Source organism: Jatrophihabitans endophyticus (assembly GCF_900129455.1).
Lineage (GTDB): Bacteria > Actinomycetota > Actinomycetes > Mycobacteriales > Jatrophihabitantaceae > Jatrophihabitans > Jatrophihabitans endophyticus.
This window is the reverse complement of the sequence record NZ_FQVU01000002.1, coordinates 862,458-888,695: the sequence shown is the minus strand read 5'-3', so window position 1 is coordinate 888,695 and position 26,238 is coordinate 862,458. Positions and strand designations below refer to the sequence as shown.

The window sequence follows — 26,238 nt, the reverse complement described above, 5'->3', positions numbered from 1 at the left end:
CCCGAAGATGTTGTCGTAGGTGGTTCCGCGTCAGACGGTGAACTTCGCGACCTGCGCCCGGAGTTGGGTCGAGGTCGTCTGCACCGAACTGACGGCGGACTGGCTGGTGCTCAAACCCTCGGAGGTCGCGGATGCGGCCTGCGAGACCGAGACGATGTTGGACGCGATCTCGCCGGAGCCGGCGGCCGCCTCGGTGACCGAGCGCGCCATCTCGTTGGTGGTCGCGGTCTGCTCCTCGACCGCGGAGGCGATCGAGACCTGGAAGTCGTTGATCTGCGCGATGATCGTCGAGATCTCGCCGATCGCGGACACGGCGGCGTCGGTGTCGCCCTGGATCGTCTCGACCCGGCGGGCGATGTCCTCGGTGGCGCGAGCGGTCTCCTGCGCGAGCTCCTTCACCTCGCCGGCGACGACCGCGAAGCCCTTGCCCGCCTCGCCCGCCCGGGCCGCCTCGATGGTGGCGTTGAGGGCGAGCAGGTTGGTCTGCTCGGCGATCGAGGTGATCACCTTGACGACCGAACCGATCTCGGCCGACGACTCGCCGAGGCGGGAGACGGTGGCGTTGGTGTTGGCGGCCGCGTCCACGGCGGACGCCGCGACGCGGGCGGCCTCGGACGCGTTCTGGGCGATCTCGCGGATCGAGGCCCCCATCTCCTCCGAGCCGGCGGCGACGGTCTGCACGTTGCGCGAGACCTGCTCGGCGGCGGCGGACACCACCTGCGACTGCACCGAGGTCTCCTCGGCCGAGGCGCTGATGACGCCGGAGGACTGCGAGAGCTGGTCCGCGGCCGAGCTCAGCACCGTCGTCGACTGGCCGACGTGGCGCAGCATCTCGCGCAGCGAGTCCTGCGCCCGGGTGAGCGAGTGGGCCATGCTGCCCACCTCGTCACCGGTGTCGACCTGCGGCGTACGGGTGAGGTCGCCGCGGGCCATGGCCTCCAGGCTGCTCTCCACCTCGCGCACCGGACGGACGATGAGGTTCGCGATCCAGCGCGCGACCAGGGCGGCGAGCAGCAGCACGACGGCCGCCGCGACGAGCAGCATGACGACCGCGCTGTTGCCGTCGTCGTGGACGGACTGCAGGTTGGCGTTGAGGCTGCCACGCTCGGCCGCCTCGGTGGCGTCGAGCGCGTCGGCGGCCTTGCTCACGAGGTCCTGTCCGGCACCGGCGGCGAGGCCGCCGTACGTGGCGGCGGCGGACGCGTCGCCGACCTTCAGCGCGGCCGGCAGCATCTGCTTGTCGCGCAGGTCGACCCACTGGCTCCACACGTTCCGGAACGTCGTCCACGCGGCGGGGGTCGAGGTGCCCTTCTCGTACTGCGCGGCCGCGTCGGACAGTTCCTTGTCGTTGTCGGCGATCTTGCCCTGCCACTCCTTCTTCTGCGCCGCGGTCGTCGACGCCGCCACCTGTGCGATCAGCATCCGGGCCTTGAGCTCGTCCTGGTGCACGATCGACAGCGGCGCGATGTTCGTGTTGACCGCGTCGCGCACCTGCTGCGACGTGTCGGAGATGCCGCTGAGGCTGTTCCACGAGACGCCGACGACGGCGACGATGCCGATCGCGAGCAGCGCGGCGAGGCCGTAGATCTTCTTGGCGACGCCCGCGTTGCGCATCAGCGCGAGGGGCGAACGCTGAACGGTGGCTTCATTCATGTCCGGTTCCTGGGTGAGGTCTGGTGGTGGGAGGTGTCAGGCCGCGACGGTGACGGCGCGGTCGACGTCGAGCGCCAGCAGCAGGCGGTCGTCGAGCTTGTAGGCGCCCTCGATGAGCTCGCGGGCGACGCCCCCGAGGGTCTCCGGGGGCGACTCGAAGATGGCGGGGTCGACGTCCACGACGTCGCCGATGCGGTCGACGAGCAGGCTGATGACCTCGCCGTCGATGCGGATGACGACGCTCGTCGGCGTCTCCTCCGCGGTGCGGTCGGCCAGCGCCAGCCGGCGCCGCAGGTCGAGGACGAGCACGACCTCGCCGCGCAGGTTCATCAGGCCCGACACCGCGCCGGGGGCGAGCGGCACGCCGGTGGAGCGCTGGTCCTGCAGGACCTCCTGCACCCGGTCGACGGGCACGCCGTAGAGGTCGTTGCAGAGCGTGAACGTGGCGAGCTGGTGGGTCATGCCGGCACCTCGATGGCGAACTCGTCGGCGAAGTCGGCCGACTGGTAGAAGCGGGGGTCCGCCGCGAGGATCGCGGAGCGGACGTCGAGCAGTTCGGTCACGCGTTCCTTCACGATGAGCGAGCCGAGCAGCCCGCTGTCGTCGATGTCGCTGCGCGCGGCGGCGGAGGCGTCGACGATGTCGAGGATGCTGTCGACGCCCATCGCGACGCTGCGTCCCTCGCTCGCGTAGACGACGATCGGCAGCGTCTCGCGCTCCGGGTCGCCGTAGCCGCCGAGCAGCTGCTCGAGCCGGATGAGCGGCAGGATGCCGTCCTGGCGGCGGATGACCTCGCGGTGACCGACGTGCTCGATCTCGGCGATCCGCACCTCCTCGAGGCGCGTGACGCTCGCCAGCGGGATCGCGACGCGGCGGTCCTCGCCCAGGCCGACGACGAGCATGCGCTCCTGGTCGGTGCTGAGCAGGCCGTCGCCCTTGCCCGCGTGGTCGACGCGTTCCATGGCCTCGGCCCGCAGCGCCGTCCGGGCGATGCACTGGACGTCGAGGATGAGCGAGACGCGACCGTCGCCGAGGATGGTGGCGCCGGAGTAGATGCCGATGCTCTTGAGCAGCCGGCTCAGCGGCTTGACGACGATGTCCTCGGTGTTGACGACACGGTCGACGACCAGGCCGAAACGACGTCCCTCGGACTGCAGGACGGCGATGACGCCCGAGCGGCCCTCCTCGCCGCTGCGCTCGCGGTGCAGCAGCGCGTCGAGGCGGACGAGCGGAAGCAGCTGACCGCGCAGCCGGTAGACCTCGGCGCCGCCGACGTGCTCGATGGCGTCGCGGTCCTTCGCGGTCGCGGAGTCCAGCGCGACGAGCTCGAGCAGGTTGACCTGCGGCACCGCGAAGGTGTCGCCCGCGCAGTCGACGGTGAGCGCCGGCACGATCGCGAGCGTCAGCGGGATGCGCAGCCGGCAGGTGGTGCCGAGGCCGGGCTGCGACTCGACCTCGATGGTGCCGCCGATGTTCTCGATGTTGGTCTTGACGACGTCCATGCCGACGCCGCGGCCGGAGACGTTGGTGACGGCGGCGGCCGTGGAGAAGCCGGGCTTGAAGATGAGCTGCAGGACGTCGGTCGGGGACATGGCCGCGGCCTGGTCGGCGGTGACGAGGCCCTTGCGGACCGCGCTCTCGCCGATCTTCTCGGGGTCGATGCCGGCGCCGTCGTCGCCCACCTCGACGACGACCTGGCCGCCCTCGTGGAACGCGCGGAGCGTCAGCGTGCCCTGCCGCGACTTGCCGACGGCCTCGCGGGCCGCGGGCTCCTCGATGCCGTGGTCCACGGCGTTGCGCACGAGGTGGGTCAGCGGGTCCTTGACCGCCTCGAGCAGCGTGCGGTCGAGCTCGGTCTCCTTGCCGACCATCTCCAGGGAGACGGTCTTGCCGCACTGCGTGCCGAGGTCGCGCACGACGCGCGGCAGCTTCGACCAGAGGTGCTCCATCGGCTGCATGCGGGTCTTCATGACCTCTTCCTGCAGCTCGGTGGCGATGATGTTGAGCCGCTGGGTGGCCCGGACGAGGTCGGTGTCGGTCGACTGCGACGCGCGCCGCAGCACCTGGTTGCGGGTCAGCACGAGCTCGCCGACGAGGCGCATCAGCGAGTCGAGCAGCTCGACGTCGACGCGGATCGAGGAGTCGGCGATGGCGCGGCGGGCGCCGCCCTCGTCACCGGCGGCCGATGCCGCGGGGGCGGGCGCGGGCTTGGCGGCGGGCTTGGCGGCGGGCGCCGGCGCGGGCTTCGCGGCTGGCGCGGCGCTCGGCTGGGCCGCGGGAGGATTCGCCGCGGCCGCGGGGGTGGCGGGCACCGCGGCCGCGGGAGCAGGGGTGGGCTCGGCGGCGACCGCGGGAGCCTCGGCGGGGGCAGGGGTGGGGGCGGGCGCGGCCGGCGCGGCCGGTGCGTCACCGGCCTCGAGCACGGCGCGGACGGCCTCGACGGCGTCGGCGACATCGACCTCGGCGTCCGACCCGGTCGACTCGATCGCGGCGAGCAGCTCGCGCACCGAGTCCACCATCGCCAGGAGCACGTCGGTGGTGGCGGGGCTCATGCGCATGACACCGTCGCGCAGCCGGGCGAGCAGGTTCTCGCCCACGTGCGTGAGCTCCTCGAGGCGCGAGAACGCGAGGAAGCCGCTCGTCCCCTTCAGCGTGTGAATGGTGCGGAAGATGCTCGCGAGCAGGTCACGCGAGTCGGGCGCCTGCTCGAGCGCGACGAGGTCGCGGTCCAGCTGGTCGAGGTTCTCGTGACTCTCGACGAGGAACTCGGCGACGATCTCATCCATGCCGTCCACGGGGCATCTCACCTTCTCCCGGATCACGGAGCCGTTCGCCGTGGTCTTAGGGAGTCCATCGGCAGCCGGGCTGCGACCGTGAGGAGGCGGTGGCGATTGGGACGAAAGTCCTGCGCGGGCTGCGCGGGGCGCGGCCGCCTGCGCTCACGCGGCCGGCGGTGCGACCTCGGCGTCGGGCTGCCCGGACGCGCGCAACCAGCTGGCTATCGACCCGTCTGCTCTGCGGCGTTCGACGAGGTCGGCGACGTAGCCGACTGCGTCGGGCGGACAGGACCGTGGCAGTGCGACGGCCTGCCGGATCTGCATGAACCGTTCGGTCACGACCCGCTGGCCGGAATGCTGCGCTACGAAGCGCTGGACGGGCTGCCGGATCCCGGCGCCGACGTCGAGTCCGTCGGCGAGGTACACGTCGACGCCTTCGTCTCCGCGGACCAGTTCGGCATGCTCGAGCGTGCGAGTGAGGAAGAGGTCGTAGGCGGAACCGCGTTTGACGCCGATACGCAGGCCTGGGCGGTCGACGTCGGACGCCGACGTGATCGACGATGCTTCGGGCACGACGTACACGCCGTCGATCACCACGTAGGGCGGCGTGAACGCCACCTGCTCGGCCCGGGCCGGTTCCACGGCCAGGAAGGCGACGTCGACGCGGCCGCTCGTGAGTGCCTCGAACGAGTGTCGAGCCGCGTCGAAGCAGACCAGCTCGAGCGGCACCCCCAGCGCATCGGCGATCGCGCGAGCCAGGTCGACGGTGACCCCACGCGGCTGCTCGGCATCGCCCTGCGCCAGCACCGGGTTGCCGAGATTGATCGAGGCGCGCAACACCCTTCTCGGTGCCAGCACGTCACGCACGTCCGTCACGCTCTGGGTCCCCCTCGGCACGTCGGTCGACAACGGCCGTGCGGCGACCTGAGGCGCGGTTCCCGACTCGTCACGCGTTCAGTGTCCCGATTCCGACGGTCGGCAGGCCTCCCGGGTCGCCCGGAGGCCCGCCGACCTCGTCCGCGTGGGCTGAGTGGGGCGGGGGCTGCGAACAGCCGCGCGGTCAGTGCATGGCGGCCGGGGAAGCCGGCTCCGCGTCGCTGGAGCCGTCGGCGGCCGGGCTGTTGCGCACCAGGACGAACGCGATGACGGCGGCGGCTGCGCTGATCGCGGCGGCCCACCAGAACACGGTGGTGTAGCCGTCGATGGCCGCGCCCGCGGGGTTGGTGCGCGGGTTCTCGGCGAACGTGTCCTTGAGGCTGTCGGCGAAGATGGTCGACAGGAACGCGATGCCGACCGACCCGCCGACCTGTTGCGCGGTGTTGACCATCGCCGACGCCACGCCGGCGTCGTGCCGGTCGACGCCGGCGGTGCCCGCCGCGAACGTGGTCGGGAAGAGGAACCCGGCGCCGATGCCGGCGGCGAACAGGGCGGGCAGCACGCCGCCGACGTAGCCCGAGGACGTGTCCAGCTGCGCCAGCAGGACGGCGGCCACGGCGGCGAACATCAGGCCGGCGGAGATGAGGATCCGCGGCCCGACCTTGGGCAGGAGTTGGGTGGCGGTCACGCCCGAGACGGCGAGGATGGTCAGGTTCAGCGGCATGAACGCCAGCCCGCTCTTGAGCGGCGAGTAGTCGAGGTTCTGCTGCAGGTAGAAGGTGAGGAACAGGAAGACGCCGAAGATGGTGACGCCGAGCATGGCGATCGCGAAGTACGAGCCGGTGCGGGCCGGGTCGGCGACGACGCGCGGCGGCAGCAGCGGATGCGAGCTTCGCCGTTCGACGAGTGCGAAGACCACGAGCAGCGCGGCGCCGGCGACCAGGAACGCGATCGTCGAGGCCGAGCCCCAGCCGCTGGTCTCGGCGCGGGACACCCCGAACACGAGCAGGAAGAGTCCTCCGGTGGCGGTGACGGCGCCGGGCAGGTCGAGCACTCGGTGTCGGCTCACACCGCTGTCGTCGCCCTTCATGACACGGGTGCCGACGACGGCGACGAGTGCGAACACGATGTTGACGTAGAGGCACCAACGCCAGGACAGCAGGTCGGTGAGGACTCCGCCGAGCAGCAGGCCGGCCCCGGCGCCGACACCGGCGATGGCGCTGAAGATTCCGAATGCCTTGCCCCGCTCCGCGGGGTTGGTGAAGCTGGTCGCGACCGTGGCCAGCGCCGCCGGAGCCAGCAACGCACCGAACACCCCCTGCGCGATACGCGCGGCGATCAGGGTCTCGAAGTTGCCGGCCGCGCCGCCGACCGCCGAGGCGCCGGCGAAGCCGATCAACCCGAGGACGAGCAGCCGGCGACGCCCGAACAGGTCACCGAGGCGGCCGCCCAACAGCAGCAGCGCACCGAACGCGATCGCGTACGAGCTGACCACCCACTGCCGGTCGTCGATCGAGAACCCGAGGTCCCGCTGCGCCGAAGGCAGGGCGATGTTCACGATGGTGGCATCCAGCACCACCATCAGCTGCGCGACGCCCACGACGGCGAGGATCAGCCAGCGGTGCGGATCCTGGGCCGTGTCGTGCGAGGTGTGGGTCTGGTCAGACAAGGGCGAACGCCCTCCTCCCGGTCGACGGGCACGACAGCCCGTGGCGATGGTGTGGAGGTCGCGCTCTAGCCCCAGCGTGTAGACCAACCGGTGGGCCGACGTCAGTCGGAGAAGGCAAGGCCGGTTCGCCAAGAGGCTAACCCCGACAGCGCACGCACGGCTCGGACTGCAACCCACGTCGCAGCACTGCACCCCGCGTGCGCGCTGCCGGCACCCGTCTGCACACCGATGACGGCTGCGGCGGTGCGTACGCCGCAGCGGCTGTCGCTACGAACCGGTCCCGGTGACGAGGAACGCCGGCGACGACCAGTACGGGTAGAGCTCGGTGCGCTCGACGTGCTGGTAACCGCACCGGCGCAGCTGCTCGGACCACTGGTCGGCGGTCTGCTCGTAGGTCATGCGCGACGCGCCGGGCAGCAGCTGTCCCACCAGCACGGGCATGAGGAAGCCGGCTGCCACCAGGGCTCGGGCCTCGCCCTCGTACTCCGAGAGCCCCTGCTCGTAGCTGCTGGCGAGGAAGCGCAGATGCTCGGCACGGTCGGCGTCGGCCGTCCGGACGTCGAACTCGACGACGACGAGTCGCTGCACCCGGGTTCGCAGGGCGCGCAACACGTCGTCACGGTCCTCCTCGGGCAGCGCGTGGAGCGCGAACGTCGATTGCGCGACGTCCCACCGCGCCTGCGGATCGAGCTGGCGGACGAAGTCCTGCGCCGATCCTGCGAAGGCGGTCGACGGCAGTGCCAGCTCCTCGACGCGCTGCACCGCGGTGCGCAGCAGGGCGGGTGACAGCTCGACGAGGTCGGCGCGGGAGACGGTCCGGCCGGCCTGTTCGAGGGCGGGGACGAGCGCCATCCCGTCGCCACACCCGATGTCGAGCACGGCGGTCGGGGCGGTGTCGAGGTAGCGCGCGGCCAGCGCGGCGGAGGCCGCGGCGTAGAGACCCACGTTGCCGCCGCCGGTGATGAAGGCTTGGAAGGCTCGGGGATCGGTGTAGACCGACCCGTCCAGCGTCGGCCCGGCGGCAAGGTAGCGGTGCAGCGCGGTGCCCAGCACGCTCGACGAGGATGCGGTGCTGTGCAGGGCGGCGTCGGGGTCGCCCTCGGTCAGTGCCTGCAGGGCTCGGACCTCAGGGTCGAGTCTCGTCGTGTTCATGGCCGAGTCTGACACGCCTCCCGGCACACGGTTTTGGCGGCTGAGCGCAGCATGCTGCGCTCAGCCGCCAAAACCGGGGATTTTGGGGGTCAGACGGCGACCGGTACCGGTGCGGCGACCGGGTCGACGACGGTGCGCTGCCGGCGCGGGATGAGCACGGCCGCGGCCGCGCCCGCGAGCACCGCGATCCCGCCGACGGCCATCGCCGGACGCAGCCCGTCGACGAACGCCTGACCGCTGGTGAAGCCACCCCGGGCGGTGAAGATCGCGCCGAGGACCGCGATGCCGAGCACGCCGCCCAGTTCCCGGATGCCGTTGTTGGCCCCACTGGCGACGCCCTGCATCTCGGCGGGGACGCTCCCCATGACCACCGAGGCGACGGGGACGAAGAACAGTCCCATGCCGACGCCGGAGAGGATGAACGGCAGCAGCATCGCGCCGTAGCTCATGTCCGTGGTGATCTCCAGGCCCAGCCAGCCGAGGCCGACGCCCTGCAGGATCAGGCCGAGCACGAGCAGCGGCCGGCCGCCGATGCGGTCGGACAGCGGGCCGGCGAGCGGCGCGACGAGGACGGGCATCGCCGTCCAGGGCAGCGTGCGCAGGCCGGCGGCGAGCGGGTCGTACCCCTGCACGTTCTGCAGGAACTGCGCGAGCAGGAAGATCGAGCCGAACATCCCGAAGCTCATCACCAACGACGCCGTGTTCACCGCCGAGAAGCCGCGGGAGCCGAACAGCCGCAGCGGCAGCATCGGGTTCGCGGCCCGACTCTCCCAGGCCACGAAGGCCAGCACGAGGACGCCGCCGCCGACGAGCGCGACCAGCTCGCTCGTGCTCGTCCAGCCGTGGGCGTTGCCGCGGACCAGCCCGAGAACGAGCGCGAACAGACCGAGGCTGATCAGGCCGAGGCCGATCGGGTCCAGCCGCTTGGCCGGGCCGTGGGACTCGCCGAGACGGCGCACCGCGAGGGGGACCAGGGCGACCCCGATCGGCACGTTGAGCCAGAAGATGTACTGCCACGAGCCGCCCTGGGTGATCGCGCCGCCGAGCAGCGGGCCGAGCGCGACGGCGAGGCCGCTGCTGGCGCCCCAGATGCCCAGCGCCGCACCGCGCCGTTCCGGGGCGACCGCGCTGGTGAGCAGGGTCAGCGACAACGGCAGCACCGCGGCGCCCCCGAGGCCCTGCAGGGCGCGGGCCGCGACCAGCAGGTCGATGTTCGGTGCCAGCGCAGCGGCGGCGCTCGCGAGGGTGAACAGGCCCAGGCCGCCGACGAACACGCGGCGGCGGCCGAGCCGATCGCCCAGGACGGCGGCGGGCAGCAGGAACACCGCGAAGGTGAGCGTGTAGGCGTTGACCGTCCATTCGAGCTGGTCGATCGTGGCGTTCAGGTCGGCGCGGATGGACGGCAGCGCCATCGTCACCACCAGGTTGTCCAGGGCGACCATGAAGGCGGCGAGCGCCGTCACGAGGAAGGTCCAACCCACGGAACGGTTGCGGGTCATCGGCGTTCCCTTCGATAGTTGTGATTGGTCACTAGCAACTGCGGACGGCATCGGCCCCGGCCCGACTCGGGCCGGGTCAGGTGAGTGGGGAGCCCGCGGAGATCGGGTCGGCGGTCATCAGGTCCAGGACCACCGGCTTGGCGGTCATGCGACGGGCGAGGGCGTCGTCGGCGGCCTGGCTCTCGTCGACGCCGAGGGCGGCGGTGAGGTTGCAGAGCATGCCGTGGGCGACGAAGGCCTGCGCGAGCTGCTCGGACATGCCGCCGTCGGTCACGACGCGCTCCCACAGCCGGCCGAGGTGGCGACGGGTGACCGCACGGACCTCGTCGTCACCGCAGCAGGCGGCGTAGGCCTGCAGCTGCATGCCGAGGAAGGTGCGGTCCTCGCGCAGCAGGGTGTCGTAGGCCTCGCCCATGGCGTGCTTGGCCTCGAGGCCGGACAGCCCGGCGGCGGCCTCTTCGAAGACGCGGACGACCTCGGTGAAGGTGCGCTCGACCGCGGCGATGAACAGGGCGCGCTTCGAGGGGTACAGGCGGAACAGGTAGGGCTGGCTGATGCCGGCACGGGTGGCGATCGCCTCGGTGGAGGTGCCGTCCAGCCCGCCCTTGGCGAACTCGACCATCGCCGCGTTCAGCACGTCCTCGCGCCGCTCCTCGGCGCTGCCCCGGACTCCGCGTGGTGCCATGCGCAGTAAGTTAGTGACCACTCACAACTTTGTCAACGCCGGTCAGCTCGTCAGCCGGTGGGAGCGAGAGTCCGCACCGTGTGGACGCCGGCGGTCGAGCCGCGGCGACGCAACGTCATGATGAAGGCGATGACGGTCGCGACCGCCCGGTAGAGGTCCGGCGGGATCTCCTCGCCGACGGCGCATGCCGCGTGCAGGGCGCGGGCGAGCGGGATGTCGGCGACCATCGGCACGCGGTGCTCCTCGGCGACGGCGCGGATGCGCGCGGCGACGTGGTCGCCCCCCTTGGCCACCACGCGCGGCGCGCCCTTCTGCGGGTCGTAGCGCAGCGCGACGGCGACGTGGGTGGGGTTCACGACGACGACGTCGGCGGTGGGGACGTCGGCCATCATCCGGTTGCGGCGCATCGCCATCTGCGCGGCGCGGCGCTGACCGCGCACGTGCGGGTCGCCCTCGCTGCTCTTGAACTCGTCCTTGACCTCCTGCATCGTCATCTTGAGCTGCTTGTCGTTGCGCTTGCGCACCACCACGAAGTCGGCGAGGGCCATGAGCAGGCCGGCGACGGCCGCCCAGCGCAGCATCGTCATCACGCTGTCGATGCAGATCGAGACCAGCTCGCTCAACGGCAGTGACCCCGACCCGAGCAGCGTGGGGACGAGGTTGCGGATCGAGGCGTAGACGACCACGGCGAGCGCCGCCGTCTTCAGCAGCGACTTCACGAGCGTCCACGCACCGTGCTTGCCGAACATGCGCTTGATGCCCGAGAGCGGGTTGAGCCGCTTGAACTTGGGCTTGAGCAGGCCCGGCGCGAACCACAACGCGCCCTGCCCCGCCACCGAAGCGACGCCCACCGCGGCCGCGAGCAGTGCCATCGGCAACGCGTTCATGAACCCGTCGTGGAAGGCGTCGGACGCGATCGCCATGGCACGCCCCGCGTCGGGTGCGCGGATGACGCTGCCGATCATCACCACGCCGCGGGTCGAGGTGTCCATGAGCGACTTCGCGACGTGCGGAATGACGAAGGACGCGGCCAGCATGCCCAGCCACGCACCCAGCTCGGGAGTGTTGCCGATCTGCCCGTCGTGCCGCGCCTTCTTGCGCCGTTTCGGGGTGGCCTTCTCGCTCTTCTCACCCCCGGAGCCGCCGCTCACTGCGGATCACTCCCCCACGCCGGGGCGGTCACGAGGTCACCGCGGCCACGAGCTGGGTCGAACGGGTCGCGAGCTCGGTGACGGTCTGGGGCAGCAGCGTGAACGTCAGCCCGACGAGCAGCAGGGTCAGCCCGATCTTGACCGGGAAGCTCATCGAGAAGGCGTTGAGCTGCGGGGCGATCCGGTTGAGCACGCCCAGTGCGACGTCGGCGATGAAGAGCACGACGATGAGCGGCCCGGCGATCTGCAGCGCCGACACGAACAGGTCGGTGACGCCGCCGGTGATGTGCTTGGCCATCTCGTCCATCGAGAACCCGGAGTCGAGCGGCACCGTGGTGAAGGTCTGCAGGAAGCCACGGAAGATGACGAGATGGACGTTGGTGGCGAAGATCAGCGTCGTGCACAGCAACGCGTAGAAGCGGCCGAAGACCGAGTTCATCGTCGTGCTGAGCGGGTCGTACGCGGCCGACAGCGAGAAGCCGCCAAACACGTCGAGCAGGCCGCCGGCGGCCTCGACCGCGGTGAACACGAGCCGGGTCAGGAAGCCCAGCCCCGCCCCGAGCGCGATCTGGATGACCAGGGCCGACACGATCGGAGCCGCCTCCTGCGCCGGCAGGTGGTGCCGGACCACCGGGAGCACCGCGACCGCGAGGGCGACGCTGACCATCGCCTTGACCGTCCTGGGCAGACCGCCCGTCGCGAGCGGCGGCGCGACCAGCGCCCACGCGATGATCCGGGTGCTCGCCAGGACCAGCGCGAGCAGCCACGAACCGTCGACCTCGACGCGCACGGTCAGCCGTTCGCCAGCATGGCGGGGATGCCGTGGAAGAGCTCGGTGGTGAAGGTGACCATCGTGGTCAGCATCCAGTGACCGCTGACCAGCAGCGCGACGCCGCAGCCGACGGCCTTCGGGACGAACGCGAGCGTGAACTCCTGGATCTGCGTCGCCGACTGGAACAGCGAGACGGTGAAGCCGATGACCAGCGAGGTCACGAGCACGGGCGCCGCGAGCTTGCCCGCGACGAGCAGCACCTGCATGGCGAGATGCACGACATCGGTGTCGGTCATGGGGTCCTAACCACCTCGGTAGCTCTGCACGAGCGACGTGACGATGAGCCCCCAGCCGTCCACGAGGACGAAGAGCAGGAGCTTGAAGGGGAGGGACACCGACACCGGCGGCAGCATCATCATGCCGAGCGACATGAGCGACGACGACACGACCAGGTCGATGATCACGAACGGGATGAAGACGACGAAGCCGATGATCATCGCCGAGCGCAGCTCGGAGAGCACGAACGCCGGGATGATCGTCGTCAGCTCGAGGTCGGCCTTGTTGGGCGGGTTGGGCAGGTTGCCCGCGCGCAGCATGAGCGCGATCTCCTGCGGCCGGGTGTGTTCCATCATGAAGTCGCGCAGCGGGCGGACGCCGTCGGTCCAGGCGGCGCTGCGCGACTTCGTGCCGTGGATGTAGGGCTGGATGCCGAGGTCGTTGACCTTCTTCAGCACCGGCTGCATCACGAACAGGCTGAGGAACAGCGACAGGCCGGCGAGCACCTGGTTCGGCGGGACGGTCTGCAGCCCGAGCGCGTTCCGGGTGAGGGACAGGACCACGAAGATCTTGGTGAAGCTGGTGACGAGCAGCAGCAGCGACGGGGCGACGCCGAGGACGGTGACCAGCAGCAGGATCGAGACCGACTGGCTCGGCTTCTTGCCGTCGACGTCGACGCTGACGCTGCCGCCGTCGGACCCGTCGGACTTCGGTGCGGCAGGCGTGCTGGGGGCGGTGGGTGCGGTCGGCGCGGTCGGCGCGGTCGGCGCGGCGAGGAACGTGGTGGCGGCGGCGTGCGGCGCGACCGCCGCGGCCGAGGTGACCGGCGCCGCGGTCGCGGCCGAGGTGGCGAGCGTGCCGATGCCGACGACTGCTGTCGCGAGCATCAGCAGGATCGCCGCCCTCAGCGCGACGCGACGCAGGGTGGTCACGTCAGGGCCGCGCCGTCAGGTCACGCAGCGACTCGATGGTCTGCTTCCAGGTCTGCGGCGACAGCGCCGAACCGGCGAGGGGCCCGGTGGACCGGGTGGCCTCCGCCGCGCGCGCCGGCGCCGCCGGGGCGGGCACGGTGATGCGCGCGGTGGGCGCGACGGCGCGGGGGGCGGTGCGGACCGCGGTGCGGACCGCGGTGGGCGCCGCGGTGGTGGGAGCAGCGGCGGGAGCTGCCGTGGCGACCGGCCGGTCGGTGCCGGCGCGGCGGCGACCCCGGGCGGGCGCGGCCTCCTCGTGCGCCGCCTGGGCGGCGGCGAGGTCGGTCTCGCCGAGGATCGACACCTGCGACTCCGCGATGCCCAGGACGAACGCGCGATCGTTGACGCGCACGACGGCCACCGACGAGCCGCGGCTGAGCGAGGCACGGTCGAGGACCTCGATGACCCGCGCGTTGCGGCCCCGCACGCCCTTGCGGGCACGGCGGGCGATCAGCCACATCACGCCCAGCACCACGGCGAGCGAGACGAGCAGCCGGCCGACCATCTCGACGGTGTTCACGGCTCAGCGCCCCGGCTCGTCGGTGACGATCTGGGTGACGCGCAGGCCGTAGTTCTCGCCGATGACCACGATCTCGCCGCGGGCGATGAGCCGGCCGTTGACGAACAGGTCGGCGGCGTCACCGGCGGCCCGGTCGAGCTCGATGACGGCACCGTCGCGCAGCGAGAGCAGGTCGTTGATGGTCATGCGCGTCCGGCCGAGCTCGACGGTCGCCGCCATCTCGACGTTGCGCAGCAGGTCGAGGCGCTCGGACTGGCCGCCGGCCGCCGCGCGCACGGGCTGCGGCGCCGGCGCGGCGGTGACGGACTCGAGCCCGACCGCGACCGCGGCGCGGATCGCGCTGCCGTCGTCCAGGCCGACGACGGCCATGTCCTCGCGGGCGTCGATGCGGCTCTGGGCCAGCCGGGCGTCGACGCTCGTCGGCTCCCCGACGATGATCGAACCGAGGGCGGCGGCGATGCTCGACAGCGCGGGCGCGAGGGCGTCGGCGAGGTCGAGCTCGCCGACCTCGGCCTGCGTCAGGGCCCGGGCGAAGCTGTCCTCGACGAAGAGCGCGAGCTCACCGGCGACGTTGCCGCCGAGCTCGCACAGCACGGCGTACTCGAGGTTGAGCTCGACGGGGACGGTCTGGGCCTCGCCGACGTTCAGCGCGGAGCCCGGCGCCAGCGCCGGGGCGGCCGCCGCGGCCACGTCGGTCGCGATCTGCGCGGCCGCGTTGGCGGTCTGGGTGATCAACGGAGGGACTCCTTCTGCTGGGCGGTCCCGGCGGCGCCGGGGACTTCGACGACGAGGGCGGCCAGCCGGGAGCCGGCGCGGCCGGCGACGGCGCGGGCGTAGTCGACGCCGCCCGCGTACACGGTCAGCGGGGTGCCGACGCGCTGGGGCAGGGTGACGACGTCCCCGACGGCCATGGTCAGGATCCGGTCGGCGGTGAGCGGCACGGGCGCGAACTCGATGCTGACGTCGAGGGCGACGTCGTTGACCCGCTCGCTGAGCCGCGCGGCGATGCCCGCCTGCGCGGCGGGGTCGATGACGGTCTCGGTCGGGCCCTGGGCGTCGAGCAGCGGCAGCATCGGGGCCATCGGCAGCGAGACGAGCAGCGGGCTGGTGACCGCACCGATCTGCAGCGTGAACACGCCGACGATGACGGCGTCGGCGGGTCCGGCGGCCTGCAGGAACTGCGGGTTGTACTCGACCGAGCCGATCGTGCACTCGAGCGCGACGATGGGCTCCAGCGCGTAGCGCAGGACGCCGACGATCTGCTCGAGCAGCCCCTGCAGCAGCGGGAGCTCGATGTCGGTGAGGGTGCGGGTCGGCTGGGCCCCGCCGGGGCCGCCGAGCATGTGGTCGATCGCGGCCAGCGACACCGGCAGCGAGAAGTGGACCGTGCCGGTGCCGCCGAGCGGCGCGAGGCCCAGGGGCACCGTCACCGACGGGCTGGCGAGGGCGGCGGCGTAGTCGTCGTAGCTCTGCTGGGTGACCTCGTCGATCTGCACCTGGCAGACCTCGCGCAGCCCGCTCGTCAGCAGCGTCGTGAGACGTCGCGCCATCGTGTCGAAGGCCATCTGCAGCACGCGGACGTGCTCGCGCGAGACCTTGACCGGACGTCGGAAGTCGTACGCCACCACGCCGTTGTCGTCGGTGCGCGCCCCGGATTCCGGTCGCGCGCCGTCCGTGGGGTCGTTCGGCTGCCGGTTGGGCAGCTCGATCACCGAAGGAGGCGTCACGCCAGGTTCTATCGGCCGATCGCGCGCCAACCTGAGCGGCGGTGCCACCGGTGCGATCGGCCACCATCGGGACGGCTCCGTCCCGATCGGCGGCGCCGGCGGCGCCGCCCTCTCTCGCGTCCCCTACTGGGTGACGAACTGCGTCAGGAAGACGTCGAACACCTCGCCCTCGTACGCCTTCTTGATCTTCTTCTCGAGGTCCTCGACGAGCTTCTTGCGGTCCTCGCTCGAGGACAGCGAGGCGACGGTGCGGTCGCTGAACTCGTCGATGACGAGCTCCTGCGCCTCGCTGGTCTTGAAGTCGTCGGCGGTGGCCTTGCCCTGCACGACCTGGATCGCGACGGCCAGCTTCAGGTAGTGGCCGCCCTTGAGGTTGAGGGTGGTCGCGTCGAGGGCGACGATGTCGCCGCCGGTGACCGGGGTGGCCTTGGCCGGCGCCATGAACTTGTAGGCACCGCCACCGACGGCGAGCAGGGCCACGAGCCCGATGATCGCCTTCTTGGACTTGAGGAAGCTCTTCTTCTCTTCCTTCTTCTCGGCGTCGTCGGCCTTGTCTTTGGTTGCGGTTGCCATGGGAGTCTCCGGGGGTCTCGCCGGGTCAGTTGGAGCCGGTGGTCGAGTCGTTGCTCGACGGATTCGTGGACAGGACGACGATCTCGACGCGGCGGTTCAGCGTCACCGAGCGCGGGTCGCTCGCCGGGTACAGCGGTCGCTGGTCGGAGTAGCCGACGGCGGTGAGCCGGTCCTCGGCGACGCCGTGCGAGGCCAGGTACCGCACCACCGAGGACGCCCGTGCCGAGGACAGCTCCCAGCCACTGGGGTAGGGGCCGGTGCTGACCTTCTGCTGGTTGGTGTAGCCGTCGACCTCGATCGAGCGCTTCTCCTTGGCCAGCTGCGGCGCGACGATCTGCACGATGCGCTGACCCTTGCCCAGGAGCGTCGCGCTGTTGCCGCCGAAGACCAGATCGTCGGTGACGACGGTGATGACGAGACCGCGGTGATCGACCGAGAAGCGCACCGCCTTCTGCAGCCCGGCCTTCTCGAGCGCCCTGTGCAGCGCGGCCTGGATGCTCTTGAAGTCGGACTTCTCGTTCGCGGCGGCGGCCTTGGCGGCCATCGCGGCGAGCTGCGGGTCCTTCGCCGAGGTCGTGGTGCTGTTGCCCGAGCTGGTGCTGTTCTGGTTCGCGCCGGCCTGCGCCGCGACGGGCATGCCCGGCATGACGAGCTGCTGACCGGTGCCGTTCGCCTCGTTCTCCAGCAGGCCGGTGCCGCCGCTCATGATGCCGGGGCGGCCGTCCCCGAAGACCGCGGCGAGCGAGGTCTTGAGCGAGATGAACTTGGACGTGTTCACGACCGAGATCGAGAACAGCACGATGAACAGCACCAGCAGCAGCGTGAGCATGTCGGCGTAGGTCACCAGCCAGCGCTCCGAACCGCCCTCCTCGTGGCCGCCGGCGTGGGCGCGCTTGCGCCGCGTCCGGGCGGAGCCGGAGGCGTGCCCGTTCGCGGCGGGCATCAGGCTGCGTCCTTCTGCGGGGCGTCCGTGATGGTCATCATCGCGGTGAGCTTGCGCTCGATCACGCGCGGGTTGTTGCCGGCCTGGATCGCCAGCACGCCCTCGATCGCGACCTCCATCTGCTCGCACTCGGCCTCGCTGAGCCGCTTGATGCGGTTGGCGATCGGGAACCAGAAGACGTTCGCCGTCATGACGCCCCACAGCGTCGCGACGAACGCCGAGGCGATCTTCTCTCCCAGGGTCGAGGGATCACCGAGGTCACCGAGCACGTGCACGAGACCGAGGACGGTGCCGATGATGCCGATGGTCGGCGCGAAACCGCCCATGTCCTGGAAGATCTTCGCGGCCGCGGCGTCCTGCGCCCGCTTGGCGTCGACCTCGGAACCGAGGATCTCGGCCACCTCGTCGGCATCGGTGCCGTCGACCGCCATCTCGAGCGCCCGCTTCAGGAACGGGTCCTCGACGTCGGCGACCTCGGCCTCGAGGGCCAGCAGCCCTTCCCGGCGGGCCTTGTCGGCCAGCTTGACGATGGTCTCGACACCGTCATTGGGCTTGGGCAGCTTGGCGGTCATCGCCCGGATGATCGACTTGGGCAGCGCCTTGGCGTCGGCCATCAGACCACCGGCGACGGCGGCGCCGATCGTGCCGCCGAACACCAGGATCATCGGGGGGATCAGGAACATCGCACCGATGTCGCCACCCTCCATGATCGTCGAACCGACGATCGCGGCGAGGGCGAGACCGATGCCGATGATGCTTGCCGGGTCCATCACACGTCTCCCTGCTCTGCGCGCAGCATGACGACGGTGCCGTTGTCGGCGGTGTGACGCGGCGAGGAGCCGTCCCGCGCAGGGACACGCGGGCGGTGCGGGGCGACCGGCGGCACCCCGGCGCGGGACGCGTGGACGATGTCGGCGCGGTAGGCACGCACCAGCTCGATGAGCTCGTCCAACGTCTCCTGCACGACGTACTTGCTGCCGTTGACCAACGTCACGACGGTGTCAGGGGTGGCTTCGGCTCGCTCGATGAGGTCGGGGTTCAGAGCGAAGCTCTGCCCGGTGAGCCTGGTCAGTTGCAACACGGTATCCGTCCTTGGATTGCTGCGAGAGGCCGTCCATGGCTTCTCGTCCCTACAGTCGGCCAAAATGCGGGGAACTTGACCGGGGAGGCGGCGCCGACGACGGCGCCGCCTCGGCCCGGATCAGTTCTTCAGGTTGACGAGGGTCTGCAGGACCTCGTCGGAGGTCGTGATGACCTTGGAGTTCGCCTGGAAGCCGCGCTGGGCGACGATCAGGCCGGTGAGCTCCTTGGAGAGGTCGACGTTCGACATCTCGACGTAGCCGGACGCGATGTCGCCGAACTGGCCGGCGCCGGGGACGCCGGTCGACGCGGCGCCGGACTTGTTGGACTCGGCGTACTGGCTGTCGCCGATCTTGGTGAGGCCGTTCGGGTTGGCGAAGGTGGCGAGGCCGACCTGGCCGAGCGCGGTGTTGCCGCTGGCGTTCACGCCGTAGACCGTGCCGGTCGCGTCGATCGTGTACGACTTGTAGGTGCCGTTCTGCAGGGCGGAGAGGTCCAGCACCGTGCCGTCGGCGCCCTCGACCTGCGAGCCGTCGGCGGTCACGAGGTGACCGCTCTGGTCGAGGGTGAAGGCCCCGTTGCGAGTGTAGGTCTGCTGCCCGCTGGGCGACTGCAGCATGAAGAAGCCGTCGCCGCGGATCATCATGTTGCTGGCCACGCCGGTGGCCTGCTGCGAGCCCTGGGTGAAGTTCAGGTTCGTGCCGGTCACGGTGACGCCGAGGCCGACCTGGTTGGAGTTCGCGCCGCTGGCCGACAGGGTCTGGCTCAGCGCGTCCTCGAACACGGTGGTGGACGACTTGAAGCCGACGGTGTTGACGTTGGCGATGTTGTTCGCCGTGACGTCGAGCATCTGCTGGTGGGCGTTCAGACCGCTGATGCCGGTGTAGAGAGCACGCAACATGGGGGTTCCTCCTGGGGGTGGGTGGAGCGTTCTGGTGTGGGGGTGGGGTGGTTCAGCTCGTGGTGGTGGGCGAGGCGACCGAGACGATGCTCGACATGGCGACGGTCACGCCGCCGACCTGCAGGGTGGCGCCGGTGCTGGCGAAGTTGGCCGATTGCGCGATACCGCTGACCTTGGCGCCGGTGGCGTCGGTGTAGGTGACCTGCTTGCCGATCATGCTGGTCGCCGACTGCACCTGCTGCGCGGAGTTGAGCGAGCTCAGCGTGGTCGACATCGTGCCCATCGTCTGCACCTGGCTCAGCATCGCCGTCTGGTTCATGAACGACGACGTGTCGGTCGGGTTGGTCGGGTCCTGGTACTTCAGCTGCGCGACGAGCAGCTGCAGGAAGGCCTGCGGGTCGAGCAGGCTGTTGCTCGACGAGGAGGACGACGATCCGGTCGTGCTCGTGCCGGTCGAGGACGAGGACGACGTGCCCGTCGTTCCCGACGTGCTGCCCGTCGTCCCGGTGACGGCCGCGGTCCGGTAGACCGGCGTGGACGTGGTGGCGGCGACGCCGGCGATGGGATCGGTCATCTCGTGCTCCAGGTGGGGAAGGCGGTCGGCAGGACCGTGCTGTCGGTCTCGTCGGGGTCCGGTGGGTAGCGGCGGCGGCCCTGTTCGGCGTCGGTCTCGCCGGGGTCGGTGCCGTCGGCGTGCGCGCCGTGGCGGGACTGCTCGGACGACGCGTCCATCGGCCGGCCCTCGGGGCGGGCGGCGACGACGTCGACGGTGCCGAGGTCGCGCAGCTCGCGGTGCAGGGCGGGGAGCGCCGCCGTGACGGCCTCGCGGGCCGAGTCGTGCGCGCACGCGACGGTGACGTCCAGGGTGCCGGCGCGCAGCGTGACCTTGAGGCGCACCGCGCCGAGATCGGCCGGGTGCAGGGCGACGTCGAGCTCGCGGACGCCGTCCGGGCCGCGGCGCAGCTCGGCGAGCGCGGCGGCGAGGCCGGGCTGGGGCTGCTCGTCGGCGCCGAACGCCGGGGTCGCGACCGGGGTCACGGTGGCGGTGGGCGCGGCCGGCGCGGTGGTGGCGAGGGTCGGGCCGGCCGTGACGGTGACGGTGGCCAGCGCCGCGAGGTGCGCGGCCGGCATCGCGGGCGCGGTGGCGAGCGTCGTGGTCGCCGTGGTGGCGTCCGCGGCGGTGGATGCGTCGACGCCCGTGCCGCGGAGCTTGCGCTCGCTCGGCGGGGCGGTCGGCAGCGTCGTCGTCGTCGGCAGCACGGTCGCGGTCCCGCCGGCGACCGGGGTCGGCACCGGGTCCACCGCGGTGGTCGGCTCCGCCGGGGCGCCCGGCGTGGCCGTGGCAGCCGGGGTGGCCGCGGGGACGGCGGTCGGCGCGGTGGTCGCGGGGGCCGTGGTCGGCAGCGCCGTGGTCGGCAGCGCCGTGGTCGGGAGCGCCGTGGTCGGGAGCGCCGTGGTCGGGAGCGCCGTGGTCGGGAGCGCCGTGGTCGGGAGCGCCGTGGTCGGCAGCGCCGTGGTCGGCAGCGCCGTGGTCGGCAGCGCCGTGGTCGGCAGCGCCGTGGTCGGGAGCGCCGTGGTCGAGGGCACGGCGACCGACGGCGCGGAGGCGGTGCCGGCCGTGGCCGGGTCGGCCGAGGCTGCTGGGTCGGCCGGGGTCGCGGCGGTCGCCGCGGTGGTGGTCGGCCGCACCTGGATCGGCCCACGCGTGCGCAGCGGCGCCAGCCCGGCCGCGTCCGCCGGGAGGTCCCGCGAGCTCGCCGCTGCGGTGATCCCCGCCGTCGGCGCGGGAGCCGCCGGCGCGGTGACCGGCGGGGCAACCGGCGCGGCCGGCAGCGGCGCGGGTGACGCCACACCGAGCGGCAGCGGCTGCGCGTCGGCGGGCAGCGAGGTCGTCGACGCCGCCGCCTCGGTCGCCGGGCCCGACCCGGCGGACGTCGGGTCGGCCGTCGGGGTCGTCGCCGGCGTGGCGTCGGCCGTGGGCTGCCCGGAGTGAGCGGCGGCGCGGGCGCGCGGCCGTGCGGAGGTCGGGTGCTCGCCGGTCGCGTCGGCGGTCGGGTGCTCGCTGGTCGCGTCGGCGGTGGTCGCCGGCTCGGCCGGAGCGCCGGCGTCGGCGGCGCCGACATCGACCGGCGACGGCGTCGCGACCGGCGATGTCGTCCCGACCGACGGGGTGGCGACCGGCGCCACGGCCGACGGTGCGGTCGACGATGCCGGGACGGTCGACGATGCCGGGACGGTCGACGATCCCGGGACGGTCGACGATGCCGGGGCCGCCGGCGTCGCACCCGGCGTCACGAGCGTGGCCAGCAGCTGTCCGAAGGCGGGTCCGGACGGCGAGGACGGCGATGTCGCGCTCGTTGCGCTCGACGCGGTGGTCGGGCCGGTCGCGGCGGTGGCGGGCACACCGGCCAGCAGCGTGGTCACGGCGCTCATCCGCCGGCCGCCAGCGTCGCGGTGATGCGACGGACGTAGTTCTGCGTCTCGCTGTACGGCGGGATCCCGCCGTACTGGTGGACGGCGCCGGCACCGGCGTTGTAGGCGGCGAGCGCGAGCGGCACGGTGCCGAACTCCCTGAGGTTGCGCCCGAAGATGCGGCCGGCGGCCTTGATCGCCTGGGACGGGTCGAGGGCGTCGACCCCCATCCCGGCGGCCGTGGCGGGCATCAACTGCATGAGGCCCTGCGCACCGGCGGGGCTGACCGCGCGGGCGTTGCCACCCGACTCCTGCTGCGCGACGGCGGCGAGCAGCCCCGAGGGCAGGCCGTTGGCCTGCTCGGCCGCGGCGAACTGCGAGGCGTAGGCGGCGACCGAGGAGCTCACCCCCGCAGCCTGCAGCTGCGCGGCGCCGACCCCGCCGGACGTCGTGCCCGCGACCGGGGCGGCGTCAACGATGCGCCGGATGCTGGTCGGCGTCGTGTGCAAATCGGTGAGGTGCACGGTCTTGCCCGGCTCCGGGCTCTCGATGATCTGGTTGTTCCCGGCGTAGATCGCGACGTGGTACGCCGGGTCGCCGAAGAAGACCAGGTCGCCGGGCTGCGCATCGGCGAGCGACGACACCGCCGTGCCCTCCTTCTGCTGCTCGGCCGCGGTGCGCGGCAGGTCGATGCCGAGGTCGCCGAAGGTCTTCTGCACCAGACCGCTGCAGTCCATGCCCGAGGTCGACTCGCCACCCCACACGTAGGGGATGCCGAGGTACTTCTGCGCGGTCGAGACGACGTCGGCGCCGGTGACGCCGCTCGAGGTCGTCGTCGCGGTGGTCGCGGTGTCCGCCGTCCCGGTCGTGCCGGTCGTGGCGGCGAGCGTGGACGCGAAGTTCGCGGCCGAGACCGTGTTGGTCCGCGTCGGCGCGAAGGACGCGATGCGGGTCTCGATCTGCTGGATGCGCGCGGTGATGGTCGCGAGCGCGCTGGTGACGTCGGCCGGGGCGGTCACGACTCACCTCGCTGCTGCGCGCCGGTGCGGCGGGCGTGCCCGATCGCCGCGGTCTCGTCCAGGTCGCGCTGCGCGATCCGAGCGGCCTCGCGGTCGGCCTCGGCCCGCGCCCGGTCGCGCAGCTCCTCGGCGACGTAGCGCGACTTCGCGGCGTCGCTCAGCTCCCGCTGCCGGCCGACGACCCATTCGTCGGCGCGGAAGGCCTCGTCGACGGCGGCAGCGTGGGTGGCGGCCGCGGACTGCAGCGCGACGGCGGCCGCCACGAAGGCGCCGGCGTTGACCGCGGCCTCCTGGCGGGTCATCGCGTCGACGCGGGCGGCCTCGGCCTTCGCCTGGGCGTGGGCCCGGGCCTGCGCGCGGCGGGCGAAGGCGAGCCGCTGCGTGGCGGTGTCCTCCTGCGACTGGCGGGCGCGCACCAGATGGCTCATCCAGCGAGGGGTCATGCCGCACCGCCGATCGCGCGCGCCAGCGCGTCCCACGACTGCGCGGACGGGGTCAGATCGTGCAGGTCCTGACGCAGGAAGCCCTCGATCGCTGGCCAGGCGGCCAGCGCACGGTCCGCGTCGGGGTTGGTGCCGGCCACGTACGCGCCGATCTCGACGAGCGGCTTGACGTCGCGGCGGGCGGCGATGAGCCGACGCGCCTCGCGCAGCACCTCGCGCTGCGGCGCGGTGGTGACGGCACCGGCCACGCGCGACACCGACTGCAGGACGTCGACGGCCGGGAAGTGACCCGCGTTCGCGAGCGAGCGCTCGAGCACGAGGTGGCCGTCGAGGATCGAGCGGACCGTGTCGGCGATGGGCTCGTTGTGGTCGTCGCCGTCGACGAGGACGGTGTAGAGACCGGTGATCGACCCGGTCGCCGCCGCGCCGGCCCGCTCCAGCAGCTGCGGCAGCAGCGCGAACACCGAGGGCGGGAAACCGCGCGTCGTCGGGGGCTCGCCCGCGGACAGGCCGATCTCGCGCTGCGCGATGGCGAGCCGGGTGACGCTGTCCATCATCAGCAGGACGTCCTTGCCGCCGTCACGAAAGAACTCCGCGATGCGGGTGGCGACGAAGGCGGCGCGCAGGCGCACCATCGGCGGCTGGTCGGACGTCGCCACCACGACGACGGCGTTGCGCAGCCCCTCCGGGCCCAGGTCGTCCTCGAGGAACTCGCGGACCTCGCGGCCACGCTCGCCGATGAGCGCGAGGACCGTGACGTCGGCGGACGTCCCGCGCGTCAGCATCGACAGCAGGCTGGACTTGCCGACGCCGCTGCCGGCGAAGATGCCGAGGCGCTGGCCGCGGCCGACGGGGGTCAGCGTGTCGATCGCGCGCACGCCGGTCGGCATGGGCACGTCGACGCGGTCACGGGTGAGGGCGTCCGGCGGCGTCCCGTCGAGACCGACGCGCGCCATGCCGGTGGGCAGCCGCGAGCCGTCCAGCGGGCGGCCCAGACCGTCGAGCACCTGGCCGAGCAGCTCGTCGCCCACACGGACGCTCATCGGCGCGCCGGTGCTGACGACGGGGTCGCCGGCACCGATGCCGGTCAGCGCGCCGAGCGGCAGGCACGTCGACACGCGACCCTCGGCGGTGAGCTGCACCGCGACGACCTCGGCGAAGGTGTCCTCGCCGATGCGCACCAGGTCACCGACGCGGGCCTGGACCCCGGTGACCCGGATCGACAGGCCACGCACCTCGGCGACCCGACCCGACACCGCCGGGCGGGCGGCGTCGACGGCTTCGGCGACTCCGGCGAGCATGCGCTGCAGGACGGCGGTCATCGGCCGAGAACCTCCCGGACGCGGGCGAGCCCGGCGGCGATGCGGGCGTCGACGGTGGTGGCGTCGCCGACGGCGATCGCGTCGCCCGGGGCGAGCGAGGCATCGGCGACCAGCCGCACACCGGCGAACGAGCCGCTGGCGTCGATCGTCGCGAGGTCGGTCGGGTTCAGGGCGACGCTGACGTCGGTCGCGCCGTCCGGCACGAGGGCGAGGGCGCGCGTGATCGCGTTGGCACCGCGCTGCGGGTCGTGCCGCACGACCGCGCCGACGACGGCCTCGGCCACGTCGTAGGCCGCCGACACGACGAGCGACTCGACGTCGGCGAGGGTGACCGCGGTGCGGCCGGCCAGCTCGGTCGAGGCCGCGACCAGCGCGCTCGTGGCGCGCTCGACGGCGATGCGGGCCTGGACGGCCGCCCGCTCGGCGCGGGCGTGCTCGGCCGTCGCGTCGGCCTCGGCACGGAAGCGCGCCTCGGCGACGCCGCTGGCGAAGCCCTCGGCGTAGCCGGCGGACTGCGCGGCCTTGCGCGCGTCGGCCAGGACCGCGTCCGGGATCCCCGAACGCGGCGAGACGGCGAACGGCTCGGGCGCGGCGACGGGCGCGGGCGGGAAGGCCTCCTCGAACGACCAGGCGGCGGTGCGCGCACGACCGGCGCCCGAGACGGCCGGCGCGGTGGCGGTGAGCTCGACCGGCTCCCAGCGCACGAGCTCCGGCGTCGCGGCCGGCGTCGGGACGGACACGGCGGTGTCAGGCGACGAAGGCATCTTCCTCGCCCCTTCCGACCGTGATCTCGCCCGACTCCTCGAGCTGGCGGATGACCCGCACGACCGCGGCCTGCGCCTCCTCGACCACGTGCACGCGGGTCGGGCCGAGCACGTCGAGCTCCTCGGTCAGCCCCTGCGCCGAACGCTCGGACATGTTCTGCATGACCTTGGCGCGGACCGTGTCCGAGACGCCCTTCAGCGCGATCGCGAGCTCGTTGACCGGCACCTGGCGCACGACGAGCTGGATCGCGCGGTCCTCGAGGCCGACGATGTCCTCGAACATGAACATCTGACTGCGGACCCGTTCGGCGAGACCGGAGTCGAGCTCCTCCAGCCCGTCGATGATCATGCGCTCGGTGGCGCGGTCGGCGCGGTTGATGATGTCGACGAGCGGGCGCAGGCCACCGACGGTCGAGAGGTCCGAGCGGACGCCCATCGAGGACAGCCGCCGCTCGAGGCTCTGCTCCACCTGGCGGATCAGCTCCGGCGAGGTCCGGTCCATGACCGCGATGCGGTGGGCGACGCTGGCCTGCAGGTCGCGGTTGAGCCCGGCGAGGATCGGCGCGGCGATGGTGGCCGGCAGGTGGGCGAGCACGAGCGCGATCGTCTGCGGGTGCTCGTCGGCCAGGAACGACACGATCTGCCGGTGGTCGAGCTTCTGCAGGAAGGTGAACGGCATCTCGACGAAGTTGTGCGAGACCCGGTCGACGATGGCCATGGCCCGCTCGACGCCGACCGACGCGGTCAGCATGTTCATGGCCGCGTCCATGCCACCGCGGGCCTGCCCGCCCTTGATGTCGTCGAGCAGGTAGGCGAACTCGTCGAGCACGGACGCGGCGATGCCGGGGGCGACCGTGCCGAGCCGGGCGATCTCGATCGACAGCGCCTCGAGCTCGGCCTCGGTCAGCTCGGCGAGCACGCGGGCGGACTCCTCGCGGCCGAGCTGCAGCACGAGCACGGCTGCCTTCTGGCGCGGGTTGAGACCGACGGGCAGCGCCTCGACCTCGGTGGTCGGCGCGGTCGCGTTGCCGGGGAAGGCCAGGACGGTCATCG

The 26,238-nt window shown here is 72.3% G+C and carries 26 protein-coding genes and 2 pseudogenes; all 28 read right to left on the bottom strand.

The features are described 5' to 3' along the window. Positions 1-30: 30 nt before the first annotated feature. Positions 31-957 (bottom strand): annotated as a pseudogene (locus tag BUE29_RS23710) (methyl-accepting chemotaxis protein); the annotation flags it as partial. 285 nt (positions 958-1,242) lie between these two features. Next, positions 1,243-1,614: pseudogene (locus BUE29_RS23705) on the bottom strand (MCP four helix bundle domain-containing protein); the annotation flags it as partial. Positions 1,615-1,689: 75 nt separating this feature from the next. After that, positions 1,690-2,115 (bottom strand): chemotaxis protein CheW, encoded by a 426-nt coding sequence (locus BUE29_RS09425; RefSeq protein WP_073388986.1) that lies wholly within the window; start codon positions 2,113-2,115, stop codon positions 1,690-1,692. Then, on the bottom strand, positions 2,112-4,448 hold the full coding sequence (locus BUE29_RS09420; protein WP_073388983.1) for a chemotaxis protein CheA: 2,337 nt from the start codon (positions 4,446-4,448) through the stop codon (positions 2,112-2,114). The genes BUE29_RS09425 and BUE29_RS09420 overlap by 4 nt, the downstream gene beginning before the upstream one ends. Positions 4,449-4,592: 144 nt before the next feature. Continuing rightward, entirely contained in the window at positions 4,593-5,297 is a 705-nt protein-coding gene (locus BUE29_RS09415) for a transporter substrate-binding domain-containing protein (protein ID WP_143168085.1), read from the bottom strand. A gap of 193 nt (positions 5,298-5,490) precedes the next feature. After that, positions 5,491-6,975 carry an MFS transporter gene (locus BUE29_RS09410; protein WP_073388977.1) on the bottom strand — a complete coding sequence of 495 codons (1,485 nt, stop codon included), beginning with the start codon at positions 6,973-6,975 and terminating at the stop codon, positions 5,491-5,493. Between the two features lie 267 nt (positions 6,976-7,242). Beyond that, entirely contained in the window at positions 7,243-8,127 is an 885-nt protein-coding gene (locus tag BUE29_RS09405) for a class I SAM-dependent methyltransferase (RefSeq protein ID WP_073388974.1), read from the bottom strand. An 89-nt stretch (positions 8,128-8,216) separates the two neighbouring features. After that, on the bottom strand, positions 8,217-9,626 hold the full coding sequence (locus tag BUE29_RS09400) for a DHA2 family efflux MFS transporter permease subunit (protein ID WP_073388971.1): 1,410 nt from the start codon (positions 9,624-9,626) through the stop codon (positions 8,217-8,219). 76 nt (positions 9,627-9,702) lie between these two features. After that, positions 9,703-10,311 (bottom strand): TetR/AcrR family transcriptional regulator, encoded by a 609-nt coding sequence (locus BUE29_RS09395; RefSeq protein ID WP_073388968.1) that lies wholly within the window; start codon positions 10,309-10,311, stop codon positions 9,703-9,705. A gap of 50 nt (positions 10,312-10,361) precedes the next feature. Next, a complete protein-coding gene (locus BUE29_RS09390; protein WP_073388965.1) occupies positions 10,362-11,462 on the bottom strand; it encodes an EscU/YscU/HrcU family type III secretion system export apparatus switch protein in 1,101 nt (366 codons plus the stop codon). 28 nt (positions 11,463-11,490) lie between these two features. Further along, positions 11,491-12,252: a flagellar biosynthetic protein FliR gene (locus BUE29_RS09385; RefSeq protein ID WP_073388962.1), complete on the bottom strand. Its 762-nt coding sequence runs from the start codon at positions 12,250-12,252 to the stop codon at positions 11,491-11,493. Between the two features lie 2 nt (positions 12,253-12,254). Next, entirely contained in the window at positions 12,255-12,530 is a 276-nt protein-coding gene (locus BUE29_RS09380; RefSeq protein WP_073388960.1) for a flagellar biosynthetic protein FliQ, read from the bottom strand. A gap of 6 nt (positions 12,531-12,536) precedes the next feature. Next, positions 12,537-13,442, bottom strand: coding sequence for a flagellar type III secretion system pore protein FliP (fliP, locus tag BUE29_RS09375; protein ID WP_200800113.1), 906 nt, complete (start codon positions 13,440-13,442; stop codon positions 12,537-12,539). Position 13,443: 1 nt separating this feature from the next. Continuing rightward, positions 13,444-14,001, bottom strand: coding sequence for a flagellar biosynthetic protein FliO (fliO, locus tag BUE29_RS09370; RefSeq protein ID WP_073388957.1), 558 nt, complete (start codon positions 13,999-14,001; stop codon positions 13,444-13,446). A 3-nt stretch (positions 14,002-14,004) separates the two neighbouring features. Continuing rightward, a complete protein-coding gene (fliN, locus tag BUE29_RS09365; protein WP_084180881.1) occupies positions 14,005-14,736 on the bottom strand; it encodes a flagellar motor switch protein FliN in 732 nt (243 codons plus the stop codon). Continuing rightward, the gene (locus tag BUE29_RS09360; RefSeq protein WP_143168084.1) at positions 14,733-15,728 is read right to left on the bottom strand and encodes a flagellar motor switch protein FliM; all 996 of its coding nucleotides are present in this window, start codon (positions 15,726-15,728) and stop codon (positions 14,733-14,735) included. Before BUE29_RS09360 ends, fliN begins: the two co-directional genes overlap by 4 nt. A 123-nt stretch (positions 15,729-15,851) precedes the next feature. Beyond that, positions 15,852-16,301: a flagellar basal body-associated FliL family protein gene (locus tag BUE29_RS09355; RefSeq protein ID WP_073388954.1), complete on the bottom strand. Its 450-nt coding sequence runs from the start codon at positions 16,299-16,301 to the stop codon at positions 15,852-15,854. 25 nt (positions 16,302-16,326) lie between these two features. After that, positions 16,327-17,244, bottom strand: coding sequence for a flagellar motor protein MotB (locus BUE29_RS09350; RefSeq protein WP_084180879.1), 918 nt, complete (start codon positions 17,242-17,244; stop codon positions 16,327-16,329). Continuing rightward, positions 17,244-18,014: a flagellar motor protein gene (locus tag BUE29_RS09345; protein WP_073388951.1), complete on the bottom strand. Its 771-nt coding sequence runs from the start codon at positions 18,012-18,014 to the stop codon at positions 17,244-17,246. The genes BUE29_RS09350 and BUE29_RS09345 overlap by 1 nt, the downstream gene beginning before the upstream one ends. Further along, positions 18,014-18,325, bottom strand: a complete 312-nt coding sequence (locus tag BUE29_RS09340) for a flagellar FlbD family protein (RefSeq protein ID WP_073388948.1) — start codon at positions 18,323-18,325, stop codon at positions 18,014-18,016. The genes BUE29_RS09345 and BUE29_RS09340 overlap by 1 nt, the downstream gene beginning before the upstream one ends. 120 nt (positions 18,326-18,445) lie before the next feature. Continuing rightward, entirely contained in the window at positions 18,446-19,225 is a 780-nt protein-coding gene (locus BUE29_RS09335; RefSeq protein ID WP_073388946.1) for a flagellar hook-basal body protein, read from the bottom strand. A gap of 52 nt (positions 19,226-19,277) precedes the next feature. Further along, entirely contained in the window at positions 19,278-19,799 is a 522-nt protein-coding gene (locus BUE29_RS09330; RefSeq protein ID WP_084180933.1) for a flagellar hook capping FlgD N-terminal domain-containing protein, read from the bottom strand. Next, positions 19,796-21,658, bottom strand: coding sequence for a flagellar hook-length control protein FliK (locus BUE29_RS09325; protein WP_143168083.1), 1,863 nt, complete (start codon positions 21,656-21,658; stop codon positions 19,796-19,798). The genes BUE29_RS09330 and BUE29_RS09325 overlap by 4 nt, the downstream gene beginning before the upstream one ends. After that, positions 21,655-22,656 (bottom strand): NlpC/P60 family protein, encoded by a 1,002-nt coding sequence (locus tag BUE29_RS09315; RefSeq protein WP_073388937.1) that lies wholly within the window; start codon positions 22,654-22,656, stop codon positions 21,655-21,657. Before BUE29_RS09315 ends, BUE29_RS09325 begins: the two co-directional genes overlap by 4 nt. Then, the gene (locus BUE29_RS09310) at positions 22,653-23,099 is read right to left on the bottom strand and encodes a hypothetical protein (RefSeq protein WP_143168082.1); all 447 of its coding nucleotides are present in this window, start codon (positions 23,097-23,099) and stop codon (positions 22,653-22,655) included. Before BUE29_RS09310 ends, BUE29_RS09315 begins: the two co-directional genes overlap by 4 nt. Further along, positions 23,096-24,421 carry a FliI/YscN family ATPase gene (locus BUE29_RS09305; protein WP_073388931.1) on the bottom strand — a complete coding sequence of 442 codons (1,326 nt, stop codon included), beginning with the start codon at positions 24,419-24,421 and terminating at the stop codon, positions 23,096-23,098. The genes BUE29_RS09310 and BUE29_RS09305 overlap by 4 nt, the downstream gene beginning before the upstream one ends. Then, a complete protein-coding gene (locus BUE29_RS09300) occupies positions 24,418-25,185 on the bottom strand; it encodes a FliH/SctL family protein (RefSeq protein WP_143168081.1) in 768 nt (255 codons plus the stop codon). The genes BUE29_RS09305 and BUE29_RS09300 overlap by 4 nt, the downstream gene beginning before the upstream one ends. Then, positions 25,169-26,236, bottom strand: coding sequence for a flagellar motor switch protein FliG (gene fliG, locus BUE29_RS09295; protein ID WP_084180878.1), 1,068 nt, complete (start codon positions 26,234-26,236; stop codon positions 25,169-25,171). Before fliG ends, BUE29_RS09300 begins: the two co-directional genes overlap by 17 nt. Positions 26,237-26,238: the final 2 nt, after the last annotated feature.